This window comes from Streptomyces sp. NBC_00510 (genome assembly GCA_036013505.1).
Classification (GTDB): domain Bacteria; phylum Actinomycetota; class Actinomycetes; order Streptomycetales; family Streptomycetaceae; genus Actinacidiphila.
This window is the reverse complement of record CP107851.1, coordinates 3,176,080-3,195,104: the sequence shown is the minus strand read 5'-3', so window position 1 is coordinate 3,195,104 and position 19,025 is coordinate 3,176,080. Positions and strand designations below refer to the sequence as shown.

General features: G+C 71.8%; 16 protein-coding genes. 10 read left to right on the top strand and 6 right to left on the bottom strand.

The window, feature by feature from the left end:
• Positions 1-2: 2 nt before the first annotated feature.
• Together OG937_14055 and OG937_14050 are read left to right on the top strand one after the other, a co-directional pair.
• Complete coding sequence (locus OG937_14055; protein WUD72740.1) at positions 3-1,640, top strand: thiamine pyrophosphate-binding protein; 1,638 nt, start codon at positions 3-5, stop codon at positions 1,638-1,640.
• A gap of 17 nt (positions 1,641-1,657) precedes the next feature.
• Complete coding sequence (locus OG937_14050; protein ID WUD72739.1) at positions 1,658-2,407, top strand: IclR family transcriptional regulator; 750 nt, start codon at positions 1,658-1,660, stop codon at positions 2,405-2,407.
• Between the two features lie 6 nt (positions 2,408-2,413).
• Here OG937_14050 and OG937_14045 read toward each other — a convergent pair whose 3' ends face one another.
• Positions 2,414-3,106 (bottom strand): response regulator, encoded by a 693-nt coding sequence (locus tag OG937_14045; GenBank protein WUD72738.1) that lies wholly within the window; start codon positions 3,104-3,106, stop codon positions 2,414-2,416.
• Positions 3,103-4,731: a sensor histidine kinase gene (locus tag OG937_14040; GenBank protein WUD72737.1), complete on the bottom strand. Its 1,629-nt coding sequence runs from the start codon at positions 4,729-4,731 to the stop codon at positions 3,103-3,105. The genes OG937_14045 and OG937_14040 overlap by 4 nt, the downstream gene beginning before the upstream one ends.
• 231 nt (positions 4,732-4,962) lie before the next feature.
• Here OG937_14040 and OG937_14035 point away from each other — a divergent pair, with 231 nt between their 5' ends.
• The 3 genes from OG937_14035 to OG937_14025 are packed head-to-tail and all read left to right on the top strand — an operon-like array spanning position 4,963 to position 7,732.
• Positions 4,963-5,778 (top strand): ABC transporter ATP-binding protein, encoded by an 816-nt coding sequence (locus OG937_14035; protein ID WUD72736.1) that lies wholly within the window; start codon positions 4,963-4,965, stop codon positions 5,776-5,778.
• Positions 5,768-6,646, top strand: coding sequence for an ABC transporter permease (locus tag OG937_14030; GenBank protein WUD72735.1), 879 nt, complete (start codon positions 5,768-5,770; stop codon positions 6,644-6,646). Before OG937_14035 ends, OG937_14030 begins: the two co-directional genes overlap by 11 nt.
• 48 nt (positions 6,647-6,694) lie before the next feature.
• Positions 6,695-7,732 (top strand): ABC transporter substrate-binding protein, encoded by a 1,038-nt coding sequence (locus OG937_14025; GenBank protein ID WUD72734.1) that lies wholly within the window; start codon positions 6,695-6,697, stop codon positions 7,730-7,732.
• Here the strand turns inward: OG937_14025 and OG937_14020 are convergent.
• The 3 genes from OG937_14020 to OG937_14010 all read right to left on the bottom strand — a co-directional run bounded on the left by OG937_14020 (position 7,699) and on the right by OG937_14010 (position 9,823).
• A complete protein-coding gene (locus OG937_14020; GenBank protein ID WUD72733.1) occupies positions 7,699-8,604 on the bottom strand; it encodes a sucrase ferredoxin in 906 nt (301 codons plus the stop codon). The genes OG937_14025 and OG937_14020 overlap by 34 nt on opposite strands.
• 161 nt (positions 8,605-8,765) lie before the next feature.
• Positions 8,766-9,002 (bottom strand): hypothetical protein, encoded by a 237-nt coding sequence (locus OG937_14015; protein ID WUD72732.1) that lies wholly within the window; start codon positions 9,000-9,002, stop codon positions 8,766-8,768.
• Between the two features lie 143 nt (positions 9,003-9,145).
• Entirely contained in the window at positions 9,146-9,823 is a 678-nt protein-coding gene (locus OG937_14010; protein WUD72731.1) for a DUF6082 family protein, read from the bottom strand.
• A gap of 338 nt (positions 9,824-10,161) precedes the next feature.
• Between OG937_14010 and OG937_14005 the strand changes: the two genes are divergently transcribed.
• The 5 genes from OG937_14005 (at position 10,162) to OG937_13985 (ending at position 16,487) form a co-directional block, all read left to right on the top strand.
• Entirely contained in the window at positions 10,162-11,169 is a 1,008-nt protein-coding gene (locus tag OG937_14005; GenBank protein ID WUD72730.1) for a LacI family transcriptional regulator, read from the top strand.
• Positions 11,170-11,417: 248 nt separating this feature from the next.
• Entirely contained in the window at positions 11,418-12,830 is a 1,413-nt protein-coding gene (locus OG937_14000; GenBank protein ID WUD72729.1) for an extracellular solute-binding protein, read from the top strand.
• Positions 12,831-12,867: 37 nt separating this feature from the next.
• Complete coding sequence (locus tag OG937_13995; GenBank protein WUD72728.1) at positions 12,868-13,842, top strand: sugar ABC transporter permease; 975 nt, start codon at positions 12,868-12,870, stop codon at positions 13,840-13,842.
• 15 nt (positions 13,843-13,857) lie between these two features.
• Positions 13,858-14,739, top strand: a complete 882-nt coding sequence (locus tag OG937_13990; GenBank protein ID WUD72727.1) for a carbohydrate ABC transporter permease — start codon at positions 13,858-13,860, stop codon at positions 14,737-14,739.
• Between the two features lie 98 nt (positions 14,740-14,837).
• Positions 14,838-16,487: a glycoside hydrolase family 13 protein gene (locus tag OG937_13985; GenBank protein WUD72726.1), complete on the top strand. Its 1,650-nt coding sequence runs from the start codon at positions 14,838-14,840 to the stop codon at positions 16,485-16,487.
• Positions 16,488-16,556: 69 nt separating this feature from the next.
• On the opposite strand, the gene OG937_13980 is transcribed toward OG937_13985, so the two are convergent.
• Positions 16,557-19,007, bottom strand: coding sequence for a DNA topoisomerase IV subunit A (locus OG937_13980; GenBank protein ID WUD72725.1), 2,451 nt, complete (start codon positions 19,005-19,007; stop codon positions 16,557-16,559).
• Positions 19,008-19,025: the final 18 nt, after the last annotated feature.

The following is a 19,025-nucleotide window of genomic DNA, read 5'->3' as shown; positions in this document are numbered from 1 at the left end:
CCATGACGACCGCCCTGCGGGCCCTGCTGGAGATCCTCGCCGACGAAGGGGTGGACCGGGTCTTCGGCAACCCGGGCACCACCGAACTCCCCTTCCTGGAGGCGCTGTCCGGGCCCGGCGCCCCGCCCGAGTACGTCCTCGGGGTCCAGGAGGGCTCGGTCGTCGCCATGGCCGACGGCTACGCCCGGGCCACCCGCCGTCCGGCCTTCGCCAGCCTGCACATCGCCGCCGGCACCGCCAACGGCCTGATCGGGATGCTCAACGCCCGGCGCTCCCGCACCCCGCTGGTCGTCATGGCGGGCCAGCAGGACCGGCGCCACCTGCTCCAGGACCCCATGCTCGCCGGGGACCTGGTCGCCCTCGCCTCCGGAGCGGCCAAAAGGGCCGAGGAGGTGCACCGCCCCGAGGACCTGCCGCTCGTGCTGCGCCGTGCCTTCGCGCTGGCCCGGCAGCCGCCGCAGGGCCCGGTGTTCGTCTCCGTGCCGATGGACGTCCTCGAGGACGCCGCCCCCGTGGAGGTCCCCGCACGCTCCCCCCTCGCGCCGCCCGGGCCGGCCGGCGGGCTCGACCGGGCGGCGGCCCTGCTGGCCGCCGCCGGACGGCCCGCGGTCGTCGCCGGTGACGGGGTCGGCAGGGACGGGGCGGTCGCGGCGCTGGTACGGGTCGCCGAGGCGCTCGGCGCGGTCACCTACCACCAGCCGATGAACGACCACCTGGACTTCCCCGGCTCCCACCCGCTGTACGCCGGACCGCTGCCGCCCGTCAACGCCCGCATCCACGAGCGGTTGAAGGGCCACGACGCGCTGCTCATCGCCGGCTGCCGGGCCTTCACCCCGCACCACTACAGTCCCGGCCCGCCCGTCCCCGAGCACCTGACGGTCGTGCAGATCGACGCCGACCCCGCAGAACCGGGCCGCAACTTCCCCGTCGCCCTGGGCCTCACCGGGCCGCTGGACTCCTCACTGGCCGCGCTCGCCGGCCATCTGGCCCGGCTGGTCCCCGAGGACACCGCCCGCGAGCGGATGCGGGAGGCGGGTGCCCGCCACGCCGAGACGCGGGACCGGCTCGACCTGCGGGCCCGGTCGGCGCGGCACCGTGCCCCGGTCGACCCACTTGCCGCCGCGCACGCCCTGGCCACCGCGCTGCCGGAGGAGGCGGTGCTCGTCGAGGAGTCGATCACCGTCGGGGTGCACCTGCGTGGCGTGCTGCGCCGGGACCGGCCGGGCGGCTTCGTCCACACGGTCGGCGGGGGCCTGGGCTGGGGCATCGGCGCGGCCGTCGGCCACCGTCTCGGCGCGCCCGAACGCCCGGTGGTGGCCGTGCTGGGGGACGGCTGCGCGATGTTCGGGCTGCAGGGGCTGTGGAGCGCGGCGCACCACCGGGTGCCGGTCCTGTTCGTGGTGATGGCCAACGGCGAGTACCGCACCCTGAAGGACACCCTCGACACCCGTGGTGGCAGCCCCTCCGTCCCCCACCCCGGCCTCGACCTGGGCGAGCTCGACTGGCGGCTGGCCGCACGCTTCTTCGGCATCCCCGCGGTCCGTGCGGACGGGACGGAGGAACTGGCCCGGACCGTCGCGGCGGTGCGCGGGCTCGACGGCCCGCTCCTGGTCGAGGTGCCCTTGCGGGGGCACTCATGAGCGCCGAGGATGCGACCGTGACGGAGAGCCGGTCGATGCTGGCCCGCGGGGCCGCGCTGCTCGGCGCCTTCGCCGCGGGGGAGGACGGGATCCCGCTCGGCGAACTCGCCGCCCGCACCGGCCTGCCCAAGTCGACCGTGCACCGGCTGCTCGCCGAACTGACCGCCGTCGGCCTCGTGGAGCGCGGGACGGACGGCTACCGGCTCGGCCTCGCCCTCTTCGAACTGGGCCAGCGGGTGCCGCACCGGCGGCTGCGCGAGGCGGCGCTGCCGTTCATGGAGGAGCTGTACGAGGCCACCCACGAGAACGTGCACCTCGCCGTCGTCGACGGCGCCGACACCGTCTTCCTGGAGAAGCTCACCGGCCGCCGCTCCATGCAGATCATCTCCCGGGTCGGCGGCCGCCTGCCCGCCTACTGCACCGCCACCGGCAAGGCGCTGCTCGCCTACGGGACCCCGCCCGGCCTGGCCGCGGTGCTCGGCGGCGGGCTGCGCCGTCGCACCCCGCGGACCATCGTCGTGCCGCGGCTGCTCCAGCAGGACCTCGTCCGCACCCGGGCCCGCGGCTACGCCGTGAACTGGGAGGAGGCCGAAGTCGGCGTCTCCGCCGTCGCCGCCCCCGTCTACGGGCCGCGGCTGGGCCCGCGTGCCTTCCCCGTCGCCGCCGTCTCCGTCACCGGCGCCACGCGGGGGCTGCGGCCGGACCGCGTCGCGCCCGTGGTGTGCGCGGCGGCGCGGGCGCTGAGCCATGAACTCGCCCGCCGGTGAACCGGGTCAGCCGGTCCGCGCCCAGGCGTACCGGTGCTCGGGGCGGCCGGTGTCGCCGTACTTGAGGGTGAGGCTGATCCGGCCCTCGCGCTCCAGGAACTTCAGGTAGCGCTGCGCGGTGGAGCGGCTGATGCCCGCGCGTGCGGCGACCTCGTGGGCGGAGAGCGGCTCCGCGGCCTCGGTGAGGACTTTGCGCACCAGGTCGGCGGTGGGTGCCGAGTGCCCCTTGGGCAGGTCCGCCGGCGCCGCGCCGGCCGTGCGCAGCGCGCCGAAGATGCGGTCCACCTGCTCCTGGCCGGCCTCTCCGCGCCCGCCGACGCCGTCGAGCGTGCGGCGCAGCGCCGCGTAGGCGTCCAGCTTGGCCCGCAACCCGGCGAAGCTGAACGGCTTGACCAGGTACTGCAGCGCGCCGAAGCGCATCGCCGCCTGCACCGTCGCCACGTCGCGGGCGGCCGTCACCATGATCACGTCCGCGCTGTGGCCGAGCTGCCGCATGCGCCGCACCAGGGTGAGGCCGGTCTCGTCCGGCAGGTAGTGGTCGAGCAGGACGAGGTCGACGTGCATGCGCTCCAACGTCGCCAGCGCCTGGGCCGCGGTGTGGGCGCGGGCGGTCACCCGGAACCCGGGGACCCTGGCGACGTACGCCGCGTTGATCTCAGCGACGCGGAAGTCGTCGTCCACGACCATGACGTCGATCATCGTGTTCCCCCCGCGGATGCCCCGGACACCGCGGACGCGGCCGAGGTGAGTTCCGCGCCGGCCAGTGCCTCCGGCAGGACGACGGTGAAGACCGCGCCGCCGCCCGCGCGGGCGGTCACCCGGGCCATGCCGCCGTACCGTTCGGCGAGCCGCCGCACGAGCGCGAGGCCGAGCCCGCGGCCGCGGTGGGCCGGGGACCGCTTCGTCGTCCAGCCCTCGGCGAAGATCTGCTCACGGGCCTCGGGCGGTACGCCGGGACCGTCGTCGGACACCCGCAGCACGACCGTCGTGCCCTCGGCACGCAGCTCCACCTCGATGAGCGAACCCGCCGCGTCCAGGGCGTTGTCGATGAGGTTGCCGAGCACGGTGACCAGGTCCCGCGGGTCCACGACCCGGTCCGGGAGCAGGGTGACGGGGGAGACCGACAGGGCCACCCCCCGCTCCGCGGCGATCGCCGACTTGCCGACCAGCAGGGCGGACACCAGCGGGTCCCTGACCCGTTCCGCGACCTGCTCCGCGGAGGCCCGCTGGGCGTCGGCGACCTCGCCGACGAAGTCCACCGCCTCGTCGTACAGGCCGAGTTCGAGCAGCCCGAGCAGGGTGTGCAGGCGGTTGGCGTGCTCGTGGTCCTGGGCGCGCAGCGCGTCCAGCAGGCCGTGCGTGCTGTCCAGCTCCCGCCCCAGCCGCTCCAGTTCGGTGCGGTCCCGCAGGGTGGCCACCGCCCCGCCGTCCCCGGTCGGCATCCGGTTGGCGACCAGCACCCGCGCCCCGCTGACGGTGAGCAGGTCGGTGCCCGCGACCCGGCCGGTCAGCACGTCGGTCGTCCGCCCGGGGGGCAGCACCTCGTCCAGGGCGCGGCCCGCGGCGTCCGGGCCGAGGCCGAGCAGCCGTTGCGCCTCGTCGTTGAGCAGCCGCACCCGCCCCTGGGCGTCCAGGGCGATGACGCCCTCACGGATGCCGTGCAGCATCGCCTCGCGCTCGTCGAGCAGCGCGGAGATGTCGGCGAAGGCGAGCCCGTGCGTCCTGCGCTGCAGCCGCCGCGACACCAGGAGCGCCGCGAGGACGCCGACCGCGAGCGCCGCTCCCGCGTACAGCAGCAGCACCGGCACCGTGGCCAGCAGCCGCTCCCGCACGCTGTCGTAGGCGATGCCCACCGACACGGCGCCCACGATCCTCCCGTCGGCCCCGTGCAGCGGCACCTTGGCGCGCGCGGAACGCCCGAGGGTGCCCCGGTCGATCTGCATGATCTCGCGCCCCGACAGGGCCACGCTGGGGTCGGTGGAGACGTGCCGGCCGATCTGGGCGACGTCCGTGTGCGACCAGCGCACACCGCGGGTGTCCATGACGACGATGTACAGGGCGCCGGTGGCACGGCGGATCCGCTCGGCCTCCTCCTGCACCGGCCCGGTGACGCTCGGGCGCGTGGTGACCAGGTCGTGGGCGAGACCCGGGGTCGCGGCGGTGGTCTGGGCGATCGACAGCGCCTGCCGCATCGCCTGCTGGTCCAGCTGGGAGCTGAGCGGGGCGAGGAACAGCCCGGTGGCCAGGGTGATGACGCCGGTGGTGAGGACCACCTGGACGAGCAGCACCTGGGCGAAGACGCGGCGGGGCCAGCGGATGCGCATCTACGTCACCCCTGTCCTTCCCGGTGTTCCGCGCCCTTGCGGAATTCGCTCGTCCGTTTGCCCGGCTGTGAACGCAACGTAAACGCGGCCGGGGTCCGCTGCCCAGCCCCCGTGGCCCTTTCGTTGTTGTAGCGCGAGCAAAACGAGCAGAACAGGGGGTTGTGGGCACAAGGCGGAGTTGTGACCGCAAGGGTGCCGCTGTGGCCCGGGCCACGCCTACCGTCCCGGCGCATGAGCACACAGACCGGCCCCGCCATCGAACTGCGGGGAGCGAGCAAAGCGTTCCGGACCCCGTCCGGGGCCCTCCACACCGCCGTCCGCGACCTGGACCTGACCATCGGCCGCGGGGAGTTCGTGGCCGTCGTGGGCCCGACCGGCTGCGGCAAGTCCACGACCCTGACCCTGGTCAGCGGGCTGGAGGAGCCCACCGAGGGCGAGGTGCTGGTCGGAGGCGAGCCGGTGCGCGGCATCGGCGACAAGGTCGGCTACGTCTTCCAGCAGGACGCCGTCTTCCCCTGGCGGACCGTGCTGTCCAACGTCATGGCCGGCCCCCGCTTCCGCGGCGTGTCCAAGGCCGAGGCCAGGGAGCGGGCCCGCGAGTGGCTCGCCCGCGTCGGCCTGTCCGCCTTCGAGGACCGCTACCCGCACCAGCTGTCGGGCGGCCAGCGCAAGCGCGTCGCGCTCGCCGCCACCTTCGTCAACGACCCCGAGATCCTGCTCATGGACGAGCCCTTCTCCGCGCTCGACGTGCAGACCCGCGCGCTGATGTCCGACGAGCTGCTGGAGCTGTGGTCCGGCACGGGCGCCTCGGTCGTCTTCGTCACCCACGACCTGGAGGAGTCCATCGCGCTCGCCGACAAGGTCGTCGTCATGACCGCCGGGCCGGCCACGGTCAAGGAGGTCTTCGAGATCGACCTGCCGCGCCCGCGCCAGGTCGAGTCCGTGCGGCTGGAGCCGCGGTTCATCGAGATCTACCGGGAGATCTGGGCCTCGCTCGGCGAAGAGGTCCGCATCACCCGCGAGAGGGGTGCGGCCGATGTCGCCTGAGACCGTGGCGGCCCCCTCGGCCGCCGTCACGAAGGACCCCGTGGGCACCGACCGCGCGCGCTCGCGCGCCCGTGCCGCCCGCAACCGGAGTTACCTCGTCCACGGCAGCCGCGTGCTGCTCCTGGTCGCCGTCCTCGGGCTGTGGGAGTGGCTGGCCAGGGCCGGGGCCGTCGACCCCTTCCACTTCTCGATGCCCTCCAGGATCTGGGAGCAGATCCGCACCTGGGCCGTGGACGGCACCGCGCAGGGCACCCTGTGGGAGCAGATCTGGTACACGCTCTACGAGGCCCTGCTCGGCTGGGTCATCGGCGTCGTCGCGGGCGTGGTGCTCGGTATCGCCCTCGGGCGGATCCGTTTCCTCGCCGACGTGCTCGGCCCGTACATCAAGGTGCTCAACGCGCTGCCGCGGATCGTGCTCGCGCCGATCTTCCTGATCTGGTTCGGACTCGGCCCGGCCTCCAAGGTGGCCTCCGCCGTCGTCCTGGTCTTCTTCCCGGTCTTCTTCAACGCCTTCCAGGGCGCCCGCGAGGTCGACCGCAACCTGGTCGCCAACTCCCGCATCCTGGGCGCCCGCGACCGTCAGGTCACCTTCCAGGTCGTCATCCCCTCGGCCACCTCGTGGATCTTCACCAGCCTCCACGTGAGCTTCGGCTTCGCCCTCATCGGCGCCATCGTCGGCGAGTACATCGGCGCCACCAAGGGCCTGGGCCTGCTGGTCGCCGCCTCGCAGGGCACCTTCAACTCGGCCGGCGTGTACGCCGCGATGGCGATCCTGGCGGTCGTCGCGCTGCTCGCCGAGGGCCTGCTGACCTTCCTGGAGAAGCGGCTCTTCCGCTGGAAGCCGGGCGAGGCCGGCTCCGCCCGCTGACCCCGCCACCGCCTCCCGCCCACCCCCCTTCACAAGGACGTGAACCAGATGCGCGCAACCCTCAGGGCCGCGGCCGCCGTCGCCGCCTCCGCCGTCGCCCTCACCACGCTCACCGCGTGCGGCGGCGACTCCGCCTCCGCCTCCGGCGGCAAGGGCGACAAGGTCAAGATCATGGTCGGCGGCCTGGACAAGGTCATCTACCTGCCCGCGATGCTCACCGAGCGGCTCGGCTACTTCAAGGCCGAGGGACTGGACGTCGAACTGCTCACCGAGCCGGCCGGCGTACAGGCCGAGACCGCGCTCGTCTCCGGCGACGTGCAGGGGACCGTCGGCTTCTACGACCACACGCTCGACCTGCAGGTGAAGGGCAAGCAGGTGGAGTCCGTGGTGCAGTTCTCACAGGCGCCCGGCGAGGTGGAGATCGTCTCCAACGCGGCGGCCGGCGACCTCACCGGCGCCGAGGACTTCAAGGGCAGGAAGCTGGGCGTGACCGGCATCGGCTCGTCCACGGACTTCCTCACCAAGTACCTGGCCGTCAGCAACGGCGTGAAGACCAGCGAGTTCACCCCGGTCGCGGTCGGCGCCGGCCAGACCTTCATCTCCGCGATGGAGCAGGGCTCGATCCAGGGTGGCATGACCACGGACCCGACCGTGGCCACGATCCTGGACAAGGGGCTCGGCAAGGTGCTCATCGACATGCGCACGCCGGAGGGCTCGCGGCAGGCGCTCGGCGGGCTCTACCCGTCCTCCAGCCTCTACATGCAGACGGAATGGGTGGACAGCCACAAGGAGACGGTGCAGAAGCTCGCCAACGCCTTCGTGAAGACGCTCCGCTGGATGTCCACGCACAGCGCCGCGGAGATCGCCGCGAAGATGCCCGCCGACTACGCGCAGGGCGGTGGGCAGGAGCTCTACGTCAAGGCGATCGAGAGCACGCTGCCGATGTTCACCAAGGACGGCGTGATGCCCGAGGGCGGACCCGAGACGGTGGAGCGGGTCCTGAAGGCCTTCAACCCCAACCTGCAGAACGCCCAGGTGGACCTGGGCAAGACCTACACCACGGAGTTCGTCAAGAGCGCCGGCTGAATGCCGCTGATCTCCATCCGCAGCGGCGCCCCCAGGGCCGCCCCGCAGCTCTCGGGCCGGGGCGGCTCCGCCGCGACCGGCGTCACCTCGACGTCCCAGGCCCGGCCGTCGCGGTGCCGCACGCGGGTGCCGTGCTCGCCGTCCACGGTCAGCGCCTCGGCGTTCAGCTCGCCGGTCAGCCGCCGCACGGCCAGTTCGGCGGCCTGGCCCGGACGCTCCCACGCGGAACGTCCGCGGCAGCCCTCCAGCACCATGTCGCCCTCGCGGGCGGCCGCCAGCACCTGCCGGGCCAGCGCGGCGTCGACCCGGCCGTAGGCGTAGCCGTACGGCAGCACCAGCATCGTCGGGGAGAACCGGTGCCCGCCCAGGTGGGTCACCTCCCACACCTCGCCGAGCCCCGAGGCGGCCAGCTCCGCGGCGAGCGGCCGGCCGTTGAGGGCGCAGCAGCGGTCGCGCTTGCCGTTGGTGCAGACGAGGGCGAGCGGGTCGCCCTCGTACGGCATCCCGAAGCCGCGGTGGTCGCCGCGGCCCAGCGCCTCGAAGTCCAGGCCCAGCAGCGCGGCCGGGTCCTCCACGACCGCGTCCCGCACCCAGGAGCCACCCGGCACGGTGTGCGCCACGTACGCCGCGCGCCGCCGCACGTCATGCCGGTCCGCGTGCCGCCCGGGCCGCCGGATCAGCCCGACCCGTACCCCGGTCCCGGCCGCGGCCCGCTCCAGCGCCCTGCCCACCCGCGGATCCAGATGGCTCCCGGTCAGCGCCTTGGGACCCCACGGCCCCGGCTGCTCCAGCAGCAGCCAGGTCCGCGCGGTGGCCGCCGTCGCGGCGACGGGCTCCGCCAGTGAGCTGGACGCGGAGGTGCAGGTGCTCATGAAGGTAAGCCTAACCTTCGGCACCACCCCCGGCTCTCCCGCCCCTCCCGTATTACGTTGGGCGCCCCGTCGAAGGGGCTTGGGATGGCCCGACACGGCATGGTGCGGCCTCCCCCTCCGAGCAGTTCGTGGGGGGAGGCCGACGGTTCGCGAGCGGCGGTTCAGAGGTCGGGGATGTCCTGTTTGGCGCGAAGGAGCGTGTCGCGAGTGATCACTACGATCCGCTCGTAGTCCGCCCGGGCCGCGTCGGCCGGAAGTTTGCCGTCCAGGTCAGCTGTGGCATCGGTGCCGATGACTGCAAAGTTGCCATCGGACAACTCGAAGATATCGGGGCATGTCGCGGCGGCGGTGCTTCCGCGTTCGCGAGGTGAGGCCCCGATCCTGCGCACGATCTCCACGCTGATCCATCCCATTCCGGGAGGTCGCGCCGTTCCGTGAATGGCCCCTTCCCTCCCATGAGGCTTCGAAGATCCTTTCTCTTTAGCGGATCGAGTGCTTCCAGGGTGCAGTTTTGGTGCAGCCGTGACAGAAATTCAGCCGATCAGGGGTACCTGCCTCCGCCATTGGCTTCCAGTTCCCTGATGAACGCGTCCACCATCGCCCCCAGCCGCGCTTCGTCGCCGGTGGGGTCCAGGCGTGTCTGACGGAACGGTCGGGACCACGTCCAGTACTCGCGGAACCTGCGGCTCTTCACCAGGTCGCGCAGCACCTGTTGGAACTCGATCGCGGACAGGCTGCCCAGGCGCAACACAAAGAGGTGATGAGTGAAGATCATGTTGGCGTACAACAGTTCTCGGGCCTGATCGGCGGGAACCGTCTCCAACTCCGGCCACACGGAGGCCAACTCCGGATGCTCAATGCCGATCTTGAGGAGTTCGACGTGCAAGGTGCGCAGCTCTGCCTCGGCGGTGCGGTAGAGCTGGTTGTGCGTGCCGCTCAACTCCCTGCGCTGGGCTGCCAGTTCCCGTCGCTGGAGGTGGGCCTTCCGCTGCTGGACGCCGAACGTCACGAGCACCGCCGCCAGCGCCAGCCCCGAGAAGGCGGCGTTGGCGGCCATGAAGGTGGACGCGGCGGAGTCCTGGCCGGGGCCCGAGGGGGAGGCAAGGGCCACCATGAGCTTGCCCAGGGCCACGGCGACGGCGGCCGTGAGCAGCAGGACGGAGGTGACCCCGATGACCAGCAGGGCGGCGATTCCGCCCACCTCTCTGGAACGCGCCATGTGACCCCCCGATCGGCGCACGCCCGCCCGTCATGGCGGCCGCAGCCCGAAGAAACGAAGCTCCGGGCAGGTGCGAGCGGCTCTGGTCGACTGCCTCGGAGAGGTGAGAAGCACGCAGGGACGCACGGGTCCGGCACCCGCCGTCGAATGAGTGTTACCCGCAGGGAACGGTCGTGAAGCGCGCTATTCAGGACAGGTGGGCGCTGTATTGGCCCAGGTTGAGGGTGAGGCGACGCCTCGGTCCCTGACGCCACGGCGGCACCGCCGGGTGTCGGGCGCCCCAGCGGTCTTGCGCAAGAGCGCAAACCACTTGCATGTCATGTCGTATGCTTGCGCTCATGACGCGACGGCTTGCCGAAGTAGCGAAGAAGGTCGGGGTCAGTGAGGCCACCGTCAGCCGTGTGCTGAACGGGAAGCCGGGGGTGTCGGAGGGCACCCGGCAGGCGGTGCTCACGGCGCTGGACGTGCTGGGGTACGAGCGGCCGACGCAGTTGCGGGGGAACCGGGCCCGGCTGGTCGGGCTGGTGCTGCCGGAGCTGCAGAACCCGATCTTCCCGGCCTTCGCCGACATCGTGGGGGCGGCCCTCGCCCAGCAGGGCCTGACGCCGGTGCTGTGCACGCAGACCGCGGGCGGGGTGTCGGAGGCGGACTACGTCTCGCTCCTGCTGCAGCAGCACGTCTCCGGCGTGGTCTTCGCCGGCGGTCTGTACGCGCAGGCGGACGCGCCGCACGACCACTACCGCCTGCTGGCCGAGCGGAACCTGCCGGTGGTGCTGATCAACGCCGCGATAGAGGACCTCGGTTTCCCGAGGGTGTCGTGTGACGACGCGGTCGCCGTGGAGCAGGCCTGGCGGCACCTGTCCTCGCTGGGCCACGAGCGGATCGGCCTGCTGCTCGGGCCCACCGACCACATGCCGTCGCGGCGCAAGCTGACCGCGGCGCGGGCCGCGGCCGCCGCGGGCGGCGGGTCGCTGCCCGACGAGCACGTCGGGCGGGCGATGTTCACGCTGGAGGGCGGCCAGGCCGCTGCTGCCAAGCTCTGGGAGCGCGGGGTCACCGGGATCATCTGCGCCAACGACCCGATGGCGCTCGGCGCGGTGCGGGCGGCGCGCCGGCTGGGGCTGTCCGTGCCCGGGGACGTCTCCGTGGTCGGTTACGACGACTCGGCGTTCATGACCTGCACCGACCCGCCGCTGACCACGGTGCGGCAGCCCATCGAGGCGATGGGCCGCACCGCCGTCGAGCTGCTCGCGCTGAAGATCGCGGGCAAGCAGGTGGCCTCCGACGAGCTGCTGTACGAGCCCGAGCTGGTCGTCCGCGGGACGACGGGGCCCGTGCGCGGCTGAGCGGCCGCGCGCCCCGCGGACCGGGCGGTTCCGACGACGTCGGAACCGCCCGGTCCGCGTTTGCGGCCTCGGGGTTCCCGCTCCGTTCCCGGTGTTCGCGGGCTTCGTTGCCGAGCTGCGCAAGGCCGTCAATCTTTTGCGAAATCTGCGCGAGATCTTGCGGACACCTGTTTGTGGTGCTTGAGTGTGCGACGCCCCCGCTGCGTGTGGTCGGGGGCTTCCACGCTCATGCCCGAAGGGGACCACCGATGAGAAGCTCCTGGTTCCGCCCCGCTCGCCGTGCCTCCGCGGCCACGCTCGTCTCCGTGATGGCCCTGGCCGTCCTCACCGCCTGCGGCACCAGCAGCAGTGCGGACAACGACAACGACGCGGCCGGCGGTTCGTCCGACCCCACCGCCCCGCTGGACCCGAAGGCCAAGGTCACGCTGACCATCGACTGCATGCCGCCGGCCGCGAAGAAGGCGGAGCTCAAGGAGTGGAAGGAGGACGTCGCCGCCTTCAACAAGAAGTACCCGAACGTGACGATCGACGGTAAGTCGACGCCCGGCCAGTGCGAGGAGCCGGCCCGCTTCACGGCCGCGCTGAAGGCCAAGTCCCAGCCGGACGTGTTCTACACGTACTTCACCGACCTGCAGCAGGTGCTCGACAACGACGGCGCCGCGGACATCTCCGCGTACGTCACCGACAAGACCGTCCCGGCCCTGAACGACATCGACCCCAACGTGCTGAACGTCCTGAAGAAGGACGGCAAGCTCTACGGCCTGCCCACCAGCAACTACACCATGGGTCTGCTGATCAACCGCAAGCTCTTCACGCAGGCCGGCCTCGACCCCAACAAGCCGCCGACCACCTGGGAAGACGTGCGCACCGCGGCCAAGGCGATCGCCGGCCTCGGCAAGGGCATCGCCGGGTACGGCGACTACAGCGCCCAGAACACCGGCGGCTGGCACTTCACGGCCACGATGTACGGCCTGGGCGGCGACGTCATCTCCGCGGACGGCACCAAGGCGGGGTTCAACTCCGACCTCGGCAAGCAGATCGTGCAGAACCTGCACGACATGCGCTGGACCGACAACAGCATGGGCCAGACGCAGCTGCTCAAGTGGGGCGACCTGCAGAAGCAGATGGCCACCGACAAGCTCGGCATGTTCCTGGCCGCGCCGGACGACATCACGTACATGGTCCAGCAGCTCGGCGCCGACTACGCCAACTTCGGCATGGGCCCGATCCCTGGCGGCAAGGCCACCCTCTTCGGCGGCAACGACTACATGATCAAGAAGGGCAGCTCGCCCGACAAGATCAAGGCCGCCATCGCCTGGCTGAACTTCAAGACGCTCAGCGTCGGCAAGGGCCAGTTCGAGTACGCGCGCTCCAAGGCGGACGGCCTGCCCGTCGGTCTGCCCCAGCCGGCCTTCTTCATCGGTGCCAGCAAGACCAAGGACGACCAGCTGAAGACCGAGAGCGCCACGATGCCGGTGGAGAACTTCCGCGCCTTCATGGACAACCCGATCCCCGGCAAGGCCGAGCCGCCGAAGGCGCAGGAGATCTACAAGGTCCTGGACAACGTGATGTCCGGTGTTCTCACCAACAAGAACGCGGACCCCGCCAAGCTGCTGTCCACCGCGGAGACCCAGGTCAACCAGGTCCTCGCCAACCAGTAGCCCAGGCCCCCTCGGCACCCGGCACCCAGGAGCGACGATGTCGGCCCCCAGCGCCCCCACCCTGCCCACCAGCACTCCCGCGAAGAGCCGGTCGCGCCGTACGGTGCGCCGCCCCGCCCCGGACGGCCGCCGTCCGGGGCGGGCCGGCCGCGCCCTGCGCCGCAACCTCACCGCGCACGGCTTCCTGATCGGCGCCGTGCTCTGCTTCGGGTTCTTCTCCTGGTACCCGATGGTCAGGGAGGTCCTGCTGGCCTTCCAGAAGACCGAGGACGGGGCCACCACCTGGGCCGGCTGGTCGAACCTGAACTACGTCTTCCACGACCCCGCGTTCTGGCAGGCCTGGCGCAACACCCTGCTCTTCACCGCCCTGGCGCTGCTGCTCGGCTTCGCGGTGCCGTTCGTCATCGCCCTGCTGCTCAACGAACTGCGGCACGCGCGGGGCTATCTGAGACTGCTGGTGTACCTGCCGGTGATGCTGCCGCCGGTGGCCTCGGTGCTGCTCTTCAAGAACTTCTACAACCCCGAGTACGGCCTGTTCAACCGCATCTTCGAGGTGCTGCACCTGCCCCAGCAGCAGTGGCTGCAGTCCACCAGCACCTCCATGCTGTCGGTGGTCATCGCCGCCACGTGGATGAACATGGGCGGTGCCACCCTGATCTACCTGGCCGCGCTCCAGGGCATCCCCGGCGAGCTCTACGAGGCCGCCGAACTCGACGGCGCCGGACTCCTGCGCAAGATCTGGCACGTGACGATCCCGCAGACCCGGCTGATCCTGTCGCTGATGCTGCTGATGCAGATCATCGCCACGATGCAGGTCTTCACCGAGCCGTTCCTGCTGACCGGCGGTGCCGGCCCAGAGGGCTCCACGACCACCGTCGTCTACCTGATCTACCAGTACGCGTTCAATTTCGGCAACTACGGCAGCGCCGCGGCGCTCGGCCTGGTCCTGCTCGTACTACTGGCGGTCTTCTCCGCCGGGTACGTGCGGCTCAGCCGCGCCACGGACGAGTAGGGCGGGGAACCACCGATGAGCAGCAGCACCCGAACGCTGATATCGCCGACGCAGCTGGCGAGCCGCCGTGGCAAGATCGTCTACCGGACCGTCCTCGCCCTGGTACTGGTCGCCTTCACGCTGGTCTTCCTCGGTCCGCTGTACTGGATGGCCTCCAACGGCCTGAAGTCCACCGAGGAGTTCGCGCAGATCCCGCCCACCGCCTTCCCGCACGCCCTGCACCCCGAGAACTACAAGAGCGCCTGGGACGTGATGGACCTGTCCCACCTGCTGCTCAACACCCTCTGGTACGCGTTCGGGGCACTCGCCTTCCAGCTCGTGTTCGACGTGGCGGCCGCCTACTCGCTGTCCAAGCTCCGTCCGGTGCTGGGCAACGTGATCCTGGGGATGATGCTCGCCACGCTGATGATCCCGGCCACCGTCCTGGTCGTACCGCAGTACCTGACCGTGCTGGACGTGCCGATCTTCGAGCGCAACCTGCTCAACTCGCCCTGGGTGATCTGGCTGCCGTCGGTCACCAACGCCTTCAACATCTTCCTGCTGAAGCGGTTCTTCGACTCGGTCCCGCAGGAACTGCTGGACGCCTCCGCCATCGACGGAGCCTCCCAGCTGCGCACCCTGTGGTCGGTCGTCCTGCCGATCTCCCGCCCGATCCTCGGAGTGGTCTCCATCTTCGCGATCGTCGGGGTCTGGAAGGACTTCCTCTGGCCGATGCTCACCCTGCCCGACCCGACGAAGCAGACGCTCAACGTCGGCATCTACTCGCTCGCCAGCGGGGTGCCGGAGAACTGGCTGGTCGCGGCCATCGCGATGGCCTCGGTGCCCACCCTGCTGATCTTCTTGATCTTCCAGCGCAACATCATGAGCGGTCTCACCGCCGGCGGCCTCAAGGGCTGAGACCCGGCCCCGACGGCCCCCGGCCGCACCCGTCCAGCACCACGCCGCCCGCCACGGGGCGGGCGGCGCGGTCCCAGCTGCCCGAAAGGACCAGTCACGTGGCAGACACCCACCCGGCCGAGGCCACCGACGCGTGGTGGCGCGGCGCCGCCATCTACCAGGTGTACGCACGCAGCTTCGCCGACGGAGACGGGGACGGCACCGGCGACCTCGCCGGGGTGCGGTCCAGACTGCCGTACCTGGCCGCGCTGGGTGTGGACGCGCTCTGGTTCAACCCCTGGTACCCCTCGCCGATGGCCGACGGTGGCTACGACGTCGCCGACTACCGGGCGATCGACCCGGCCTTCGGGACCCTGGCCGACGCCGAGAAGCTGATCGCCGAGGCACGCGCCCTGGGCATCCGCACCATCATCGACATCGTCCCCAACCACATCTCCGACCAGCACGTCTGGTTCCAGGCCGCTCTCGAGGCCGGGCCCGGCAGCGCCGAGCGCAAACTGTTCCACTTCCGCACCGGCCGCGGCGAGGACGGCGAGCTGCCGCCCAACGGCTGGCGTTCGCAGTTCGGCGGCTCCGCCTGGACCCGGCTCCCGGACGGCGACTGGTACCTGCACCTGTTCGCCCCGGAGCAGCCCGACCTCAACTGGGCCCACCCCACGGTGCGACGGGAGCACGAGGACGTACTGCGCTTCTGGTTCGAGCGCGGCGTGGCCGGGGTGCGCATCGACTCGGCGGCCATGGTCGCCAAGGACCCGGACCTGCCCGACTTCGTGGAGGGCACCGACCCGCACCCCTACATCGACCGCGACGAGCTGCACGATATCTACCGTTCCTGGCGCAGCGTCGCCGATCCCTACGACGGCGTGCTGATCGGCGAGGTGTGGCTGCCGGACACCGAGCGCTTCGCCCGCTACCTGCGTCCCGACGAGCTGCACACCGCCTTCAACTTCGACTTCCTGGCCTGCCCGTGGGACGCCGGCCGGCTCCGCGCCTCCGTAGACGCGACGCTCGCCGCGCACGCGCCGGTCGGTGCCCCCGCGACCTGGGTGCTGGCCAACCACGACGTGACGCGTACGGTCACCCGATACGGCCGCGCCGACACGGGCTTCGACTTCAAGACCAAGGCCCACGGCATCCCCACGGACCTGGAGCTCGGCACCCGGCGCGCCCGCGCCGCCGCTCTGCTGACCCTGGCCCTGCCCGGCTCGGTCTACCTCTACCAGGGCGAGGAACTGGGGCTGCCCGAGGTCGAGGACATCCCGGCCGAACTGCTGCAGGACCCGATGTACTTCCGCTCCGGCGGCACCGACCCGGGCCGTGACGGCTGCCGGGTGCCGCTGCCCTGGTCGGGGGACGCGCCGCCGTACGGCTTCGGGGGCGAGCACCCCTGGCTGCCGCAGCCGGCGGACTGGGCGCGCTACACCGCCGAGGCGCAGGAGACGGACCCCGGTTCCCTGCTGAGCCTGTACCGGATGGCGCTGGAGCTCCGCCGCGCGGAACCCGGCCTCGGCGAGGGCCCGATGGACTGGCTCGACGGTCCCGCCGACGTGCTCGCCTTCCGCCGCGCGGGCGGGTTCGCCTGCGTGCTCAACCTGTCCGCGGACCCCGCCGCGCTCCCCGCGCACCGGCAGCTCCTGCTGGCCAGCGGACCGCTCGCCGAGGACGGCCGGCTGCCCCGGGACACCTGTGTGTGGCTGCGCCTGGACGACCCGGCCGGACCCGGCGGGGCGCAGGCGTACGCGTCCTGACACCGCGTACGCCGAGGGGCGCGGCACCCGGTACGGGTGCCGCGCCCCTCATCGCTGTGGACGTGCCGGTCACACCGGCCCGGCGACCACCGAGACCCGCTTGGTGAGGGCCACGCCCGAGCCGTCCCGGCGCGGGTCCTTGGGCGGGAGGTCGGCCGGCGCGCCCGTGGAGGTGGCGGCACGGGCGGGGGTGCAACCGGCCCAGGCGAGGAGCAGCATGTCCTCGCCCTTCAGGAAGCGCTGGCAGCGCACGCCGCCGGTCGCCCTTCCCTTGCGCGGGAACTGGTCGAACGGCGTGAGCTTGGCCGTGCCCTCCTCGGCCCCTTCGAGCGTCTCCCGGGTCCCGGCGAGGGTGAAGACCACGGCGTCGGCCGAGGGGTCGACGGCGGTGAAGGAGATCACCTTCGCGCCGTCCGTCAGCTTGATGCCGGCCATGCCGCCCGCCGGGCGGCCCTGCGGACGGACCTGGCCCGCCGGGTAGCGCAGCAACTGCGCGTCATCGGTGATGAAGACCAGGTCCTCCTCACCGGTGCGCAGTTCGACCGCGCCCACGATGCGGTCGCCCTCCTTGAGCGCGATGACCTCCAGGTCGTCCTTGTTCGCCGGGTAGTCCGGCACGACGCGCTTGACCACGCCCTGCTCGGTGCCGAGCGCCAGACCGGGCGAGGACTCGTCGAGCGTGGTGAGGCAGAGCACCTGCTCGTCCGGCTCCAGCGACAGGAACTCCGCGAGCGGCGCCCCGCCCGCCAGGTTCGGCGCGCCGGAGGGCTCCGGCAGGATCGGCAGGTCGATCACGGCGATCCGCAGCAGGCGCCCGGTGGAGGTGACCATGCCGATGTCGGCCCGCGCCGTCGTCGGGATCGCCGAGACGATCACGTCGTGCTTGACGCGCTTGCCGTCGCCCGGGGCCAGGGCCTCGCCGTTCGCCGTACGGGCCAGCAGCCCGGTGGAGGAGAGCAGCACGCGGCACGGGTCGTCGGCGACCTCCAGCGGCACGGCCGCGACGGGGGCCGCGCCCGGCTCCATCAGCAGGGTGCGGCGCTCGGTGGCGTACTTCTTGGCGACCGCCGCCAGCTCGGCGCCGACCAGCTTGCGCAGCTCGGCGTCGGACTCCAGGATCCGGGTGAGCTCCTCGATCTCGGCGGTCAGCCTGTCCCGCTCGGACTCCAGTTCAATCCGGTCGAAGCGGGTCAGCCGGCGCAGCGGGGTGTCGAGGATGTACTGGGTCTGGATCTCCGACAGCGCGAAGCGCTCGATGAGGCGCTCCTTGGCCTGGGCGGCGTTGTCGCTGGCGCGGATGATCGAGATGACCTCGTCGATGTCGACCAGGGCGACCAGCAGGCCCTCCACCAGGTGGAGGCGGTCCCGGCGCTTGCCGCGGCGGAACTCGCTGCGCCGCCGGACGACCTCGAAGCGGTGGTCGAGGTAGACCTCCAGCAGTTCCTTCAGGCCCAGCGTGAGCGGCTGGCCGTCGACCAGCGCCACGTTGTTGATGCCGAAGGACTCCTCCATGGGGGTCAGCTTGTACAGCTGCTCCAGGACGGCCTCGGGGTGGAAGCCGTTCTTCACCTCGATGACCAGCCGCAGTCCGTGCTCGCGGTCGGTGAGGTCCTTGACGTCCGCGACGCCCTGCAGCTTCTTCGAGCCGACCAGGTCCTTGATCTTGGAGATGACCTTCTCCGGGCCGACCGCGAACGGCAGCTCGGTCACCACCAGGCCCTTGCGGCGGGCCGTCACGTCCTCCACGGCCACCGTGGCGCGGATCTTGAACGTGCCGCGGCCGGTCTCGTACGCGTCCCGGACGCCGTCCAGGCCCACGATCCGGCCGCCGGTCGGCAGGTCCGGGCCGGGGACGTAACGCATCAGCGTCTCGAGGTCCGCGTTCGGGTAGCGGATCAGGTGGCGGGCGGCCGCGATGACCTCGCCCAGGTTGTGCGGCGGCATGTTGGTCGCCATGCCGACCGCGATGCCCGAGGCGCCGTTGACCAGCAGGTTCGGGTAGGCGGCGGGCAGGGCCACCGGCTCCTGCTCCTGGCCGTCGTAGTTCGGCGTGAAGTCGACGGTGTCCTCGTCGATCGACTCGACCATCAGCATCGCGGCGGGGGTCGTGCGGCACTCCGTATACCGCATCGCGGCCGGCGGGTCGTCGTTGCCGAGCGAGCCGAAGTTGCCGTGGCCGTCGACCAGCGGCACGCGCATCGAGAACGGCTGGGCCATGCGCACCAGCGCGTCGTAGATCGAGGAGTCGCCGTGCGGGTGGAGCTTGCCCATCACCTCGCCGACGACGCGGGCGCACTTCACGAAGCCGCGCTCGGGGCGCAGCCCCATCTCGTTCATCTGGTACACGATCCGCCGGTGCACCGGCTTGAGCCCGTCGCGGGCGTCCGGGAGGGCGCGCGAGTAGATGACCGAGTAGGCGTACTCGAGGAAGGACCCCTGCATCTCGTCGACGACGTCGATGTCGAGGATGCGCTCCTCGAAATCGTCCGGCGGCGGGGTCTTCGTGGTGCGGCGGGCCATCAGGGCGCTGCTCCTTCG

Excerpts from the sequence above, each read along its gene's own strand:
- OG937_14055 (WUD72740.1), top strand. The coding sequence starts at position 3 with ATGACGACCGCCCTGCGGGCCCTGCTGGAGATCCTCGCCGACGAAGGG.
- OG937_14045 (WUD72738.1), bottom strand. The coding sequence starts at position 3,106 with ATGATCGACGTCATGGTCGTGGACGACGACTTCCGCGTCGCTGAGATC.
- OG937_14040 (WUD72737.1), bottom strand. The coding sequence starts at position 4,731 with ATGCGCATCCGCTGGCCCCGCCGCGTCTTCGCCCAGGTGCTGCTCGTC.
- OG937_14035 (WUD72736.1), top strand. The coding sequence starts at position 4,963 with ATGAGCACACAGACCGGCCCCGCCATCGAACTGCGGGGAGCGAGCAAA.
- OG937_14030 (WUD72735.1), top strand. The coding sequence starts at position 5,768 with ATGTCGCCTGAGACCGTGGCGGCCCCCTCGGCCGCCGTCACGAAGGAC.
- OG937_14025 (WUD72734.1), top strand. The coding sequence starts at position 6,695 with ATGCGCGCAACCCTCAGGGCCGCGGCCGCCGTCGCCGCCTCCGCCGTC.
- OG937_14020 (WUD72733.1), bottom strand. The coding sequence starts at position 8,604 with ATGAGCACCTGCACCTCCGCGTCCAGCTCACTGGCGGAGCCCGTCGCC.
- OG937_14010 (WUD72731.1), bottom strand. The coding sequence starts at position 9,823 with ATGGCGCGTTCCAGAGAGGTGGGCGGAATCGCCGCCCTGCTGGTCATC.
- OG937_14005 (WUD72730.1), top strand. The coding sequence starts at position 10,162 with ATGACGCGACGGCTTGCCGAAGTAGCGAAGAAGGTCGGGGTCAGTGAG.
- OG937_14000 (WUD72729.1), top strand. The coding sequence starts at position 11,418 with ATGAGAAGCTCCTGGTTCCGCCCCGCTCGCCGTGCCTCCGCGGCCACG.
- OG937_13995 (WUD72728.1), top strand. The coding sequence starts at position 12,868 with ATGTCGGCCCCCAGCGCCCCCACCCTGCCCACCAGCACTCCCGCGAAG.
- OG937_13990 (WUD72727.1), top strand. The coding sequence starts at position 13,858 with ATGAGCAGCAGCACCCGAACGCTGATATCGCCGACGCAGCTGGCGAGC.
- OG937_13980 (WUD72725.1), bottom strand. The coding sequence starts at position 19,007 with ATGGCCCGCCGCACCACGAAGACCCCGCCGCCGGACGATTTCGAGGAG.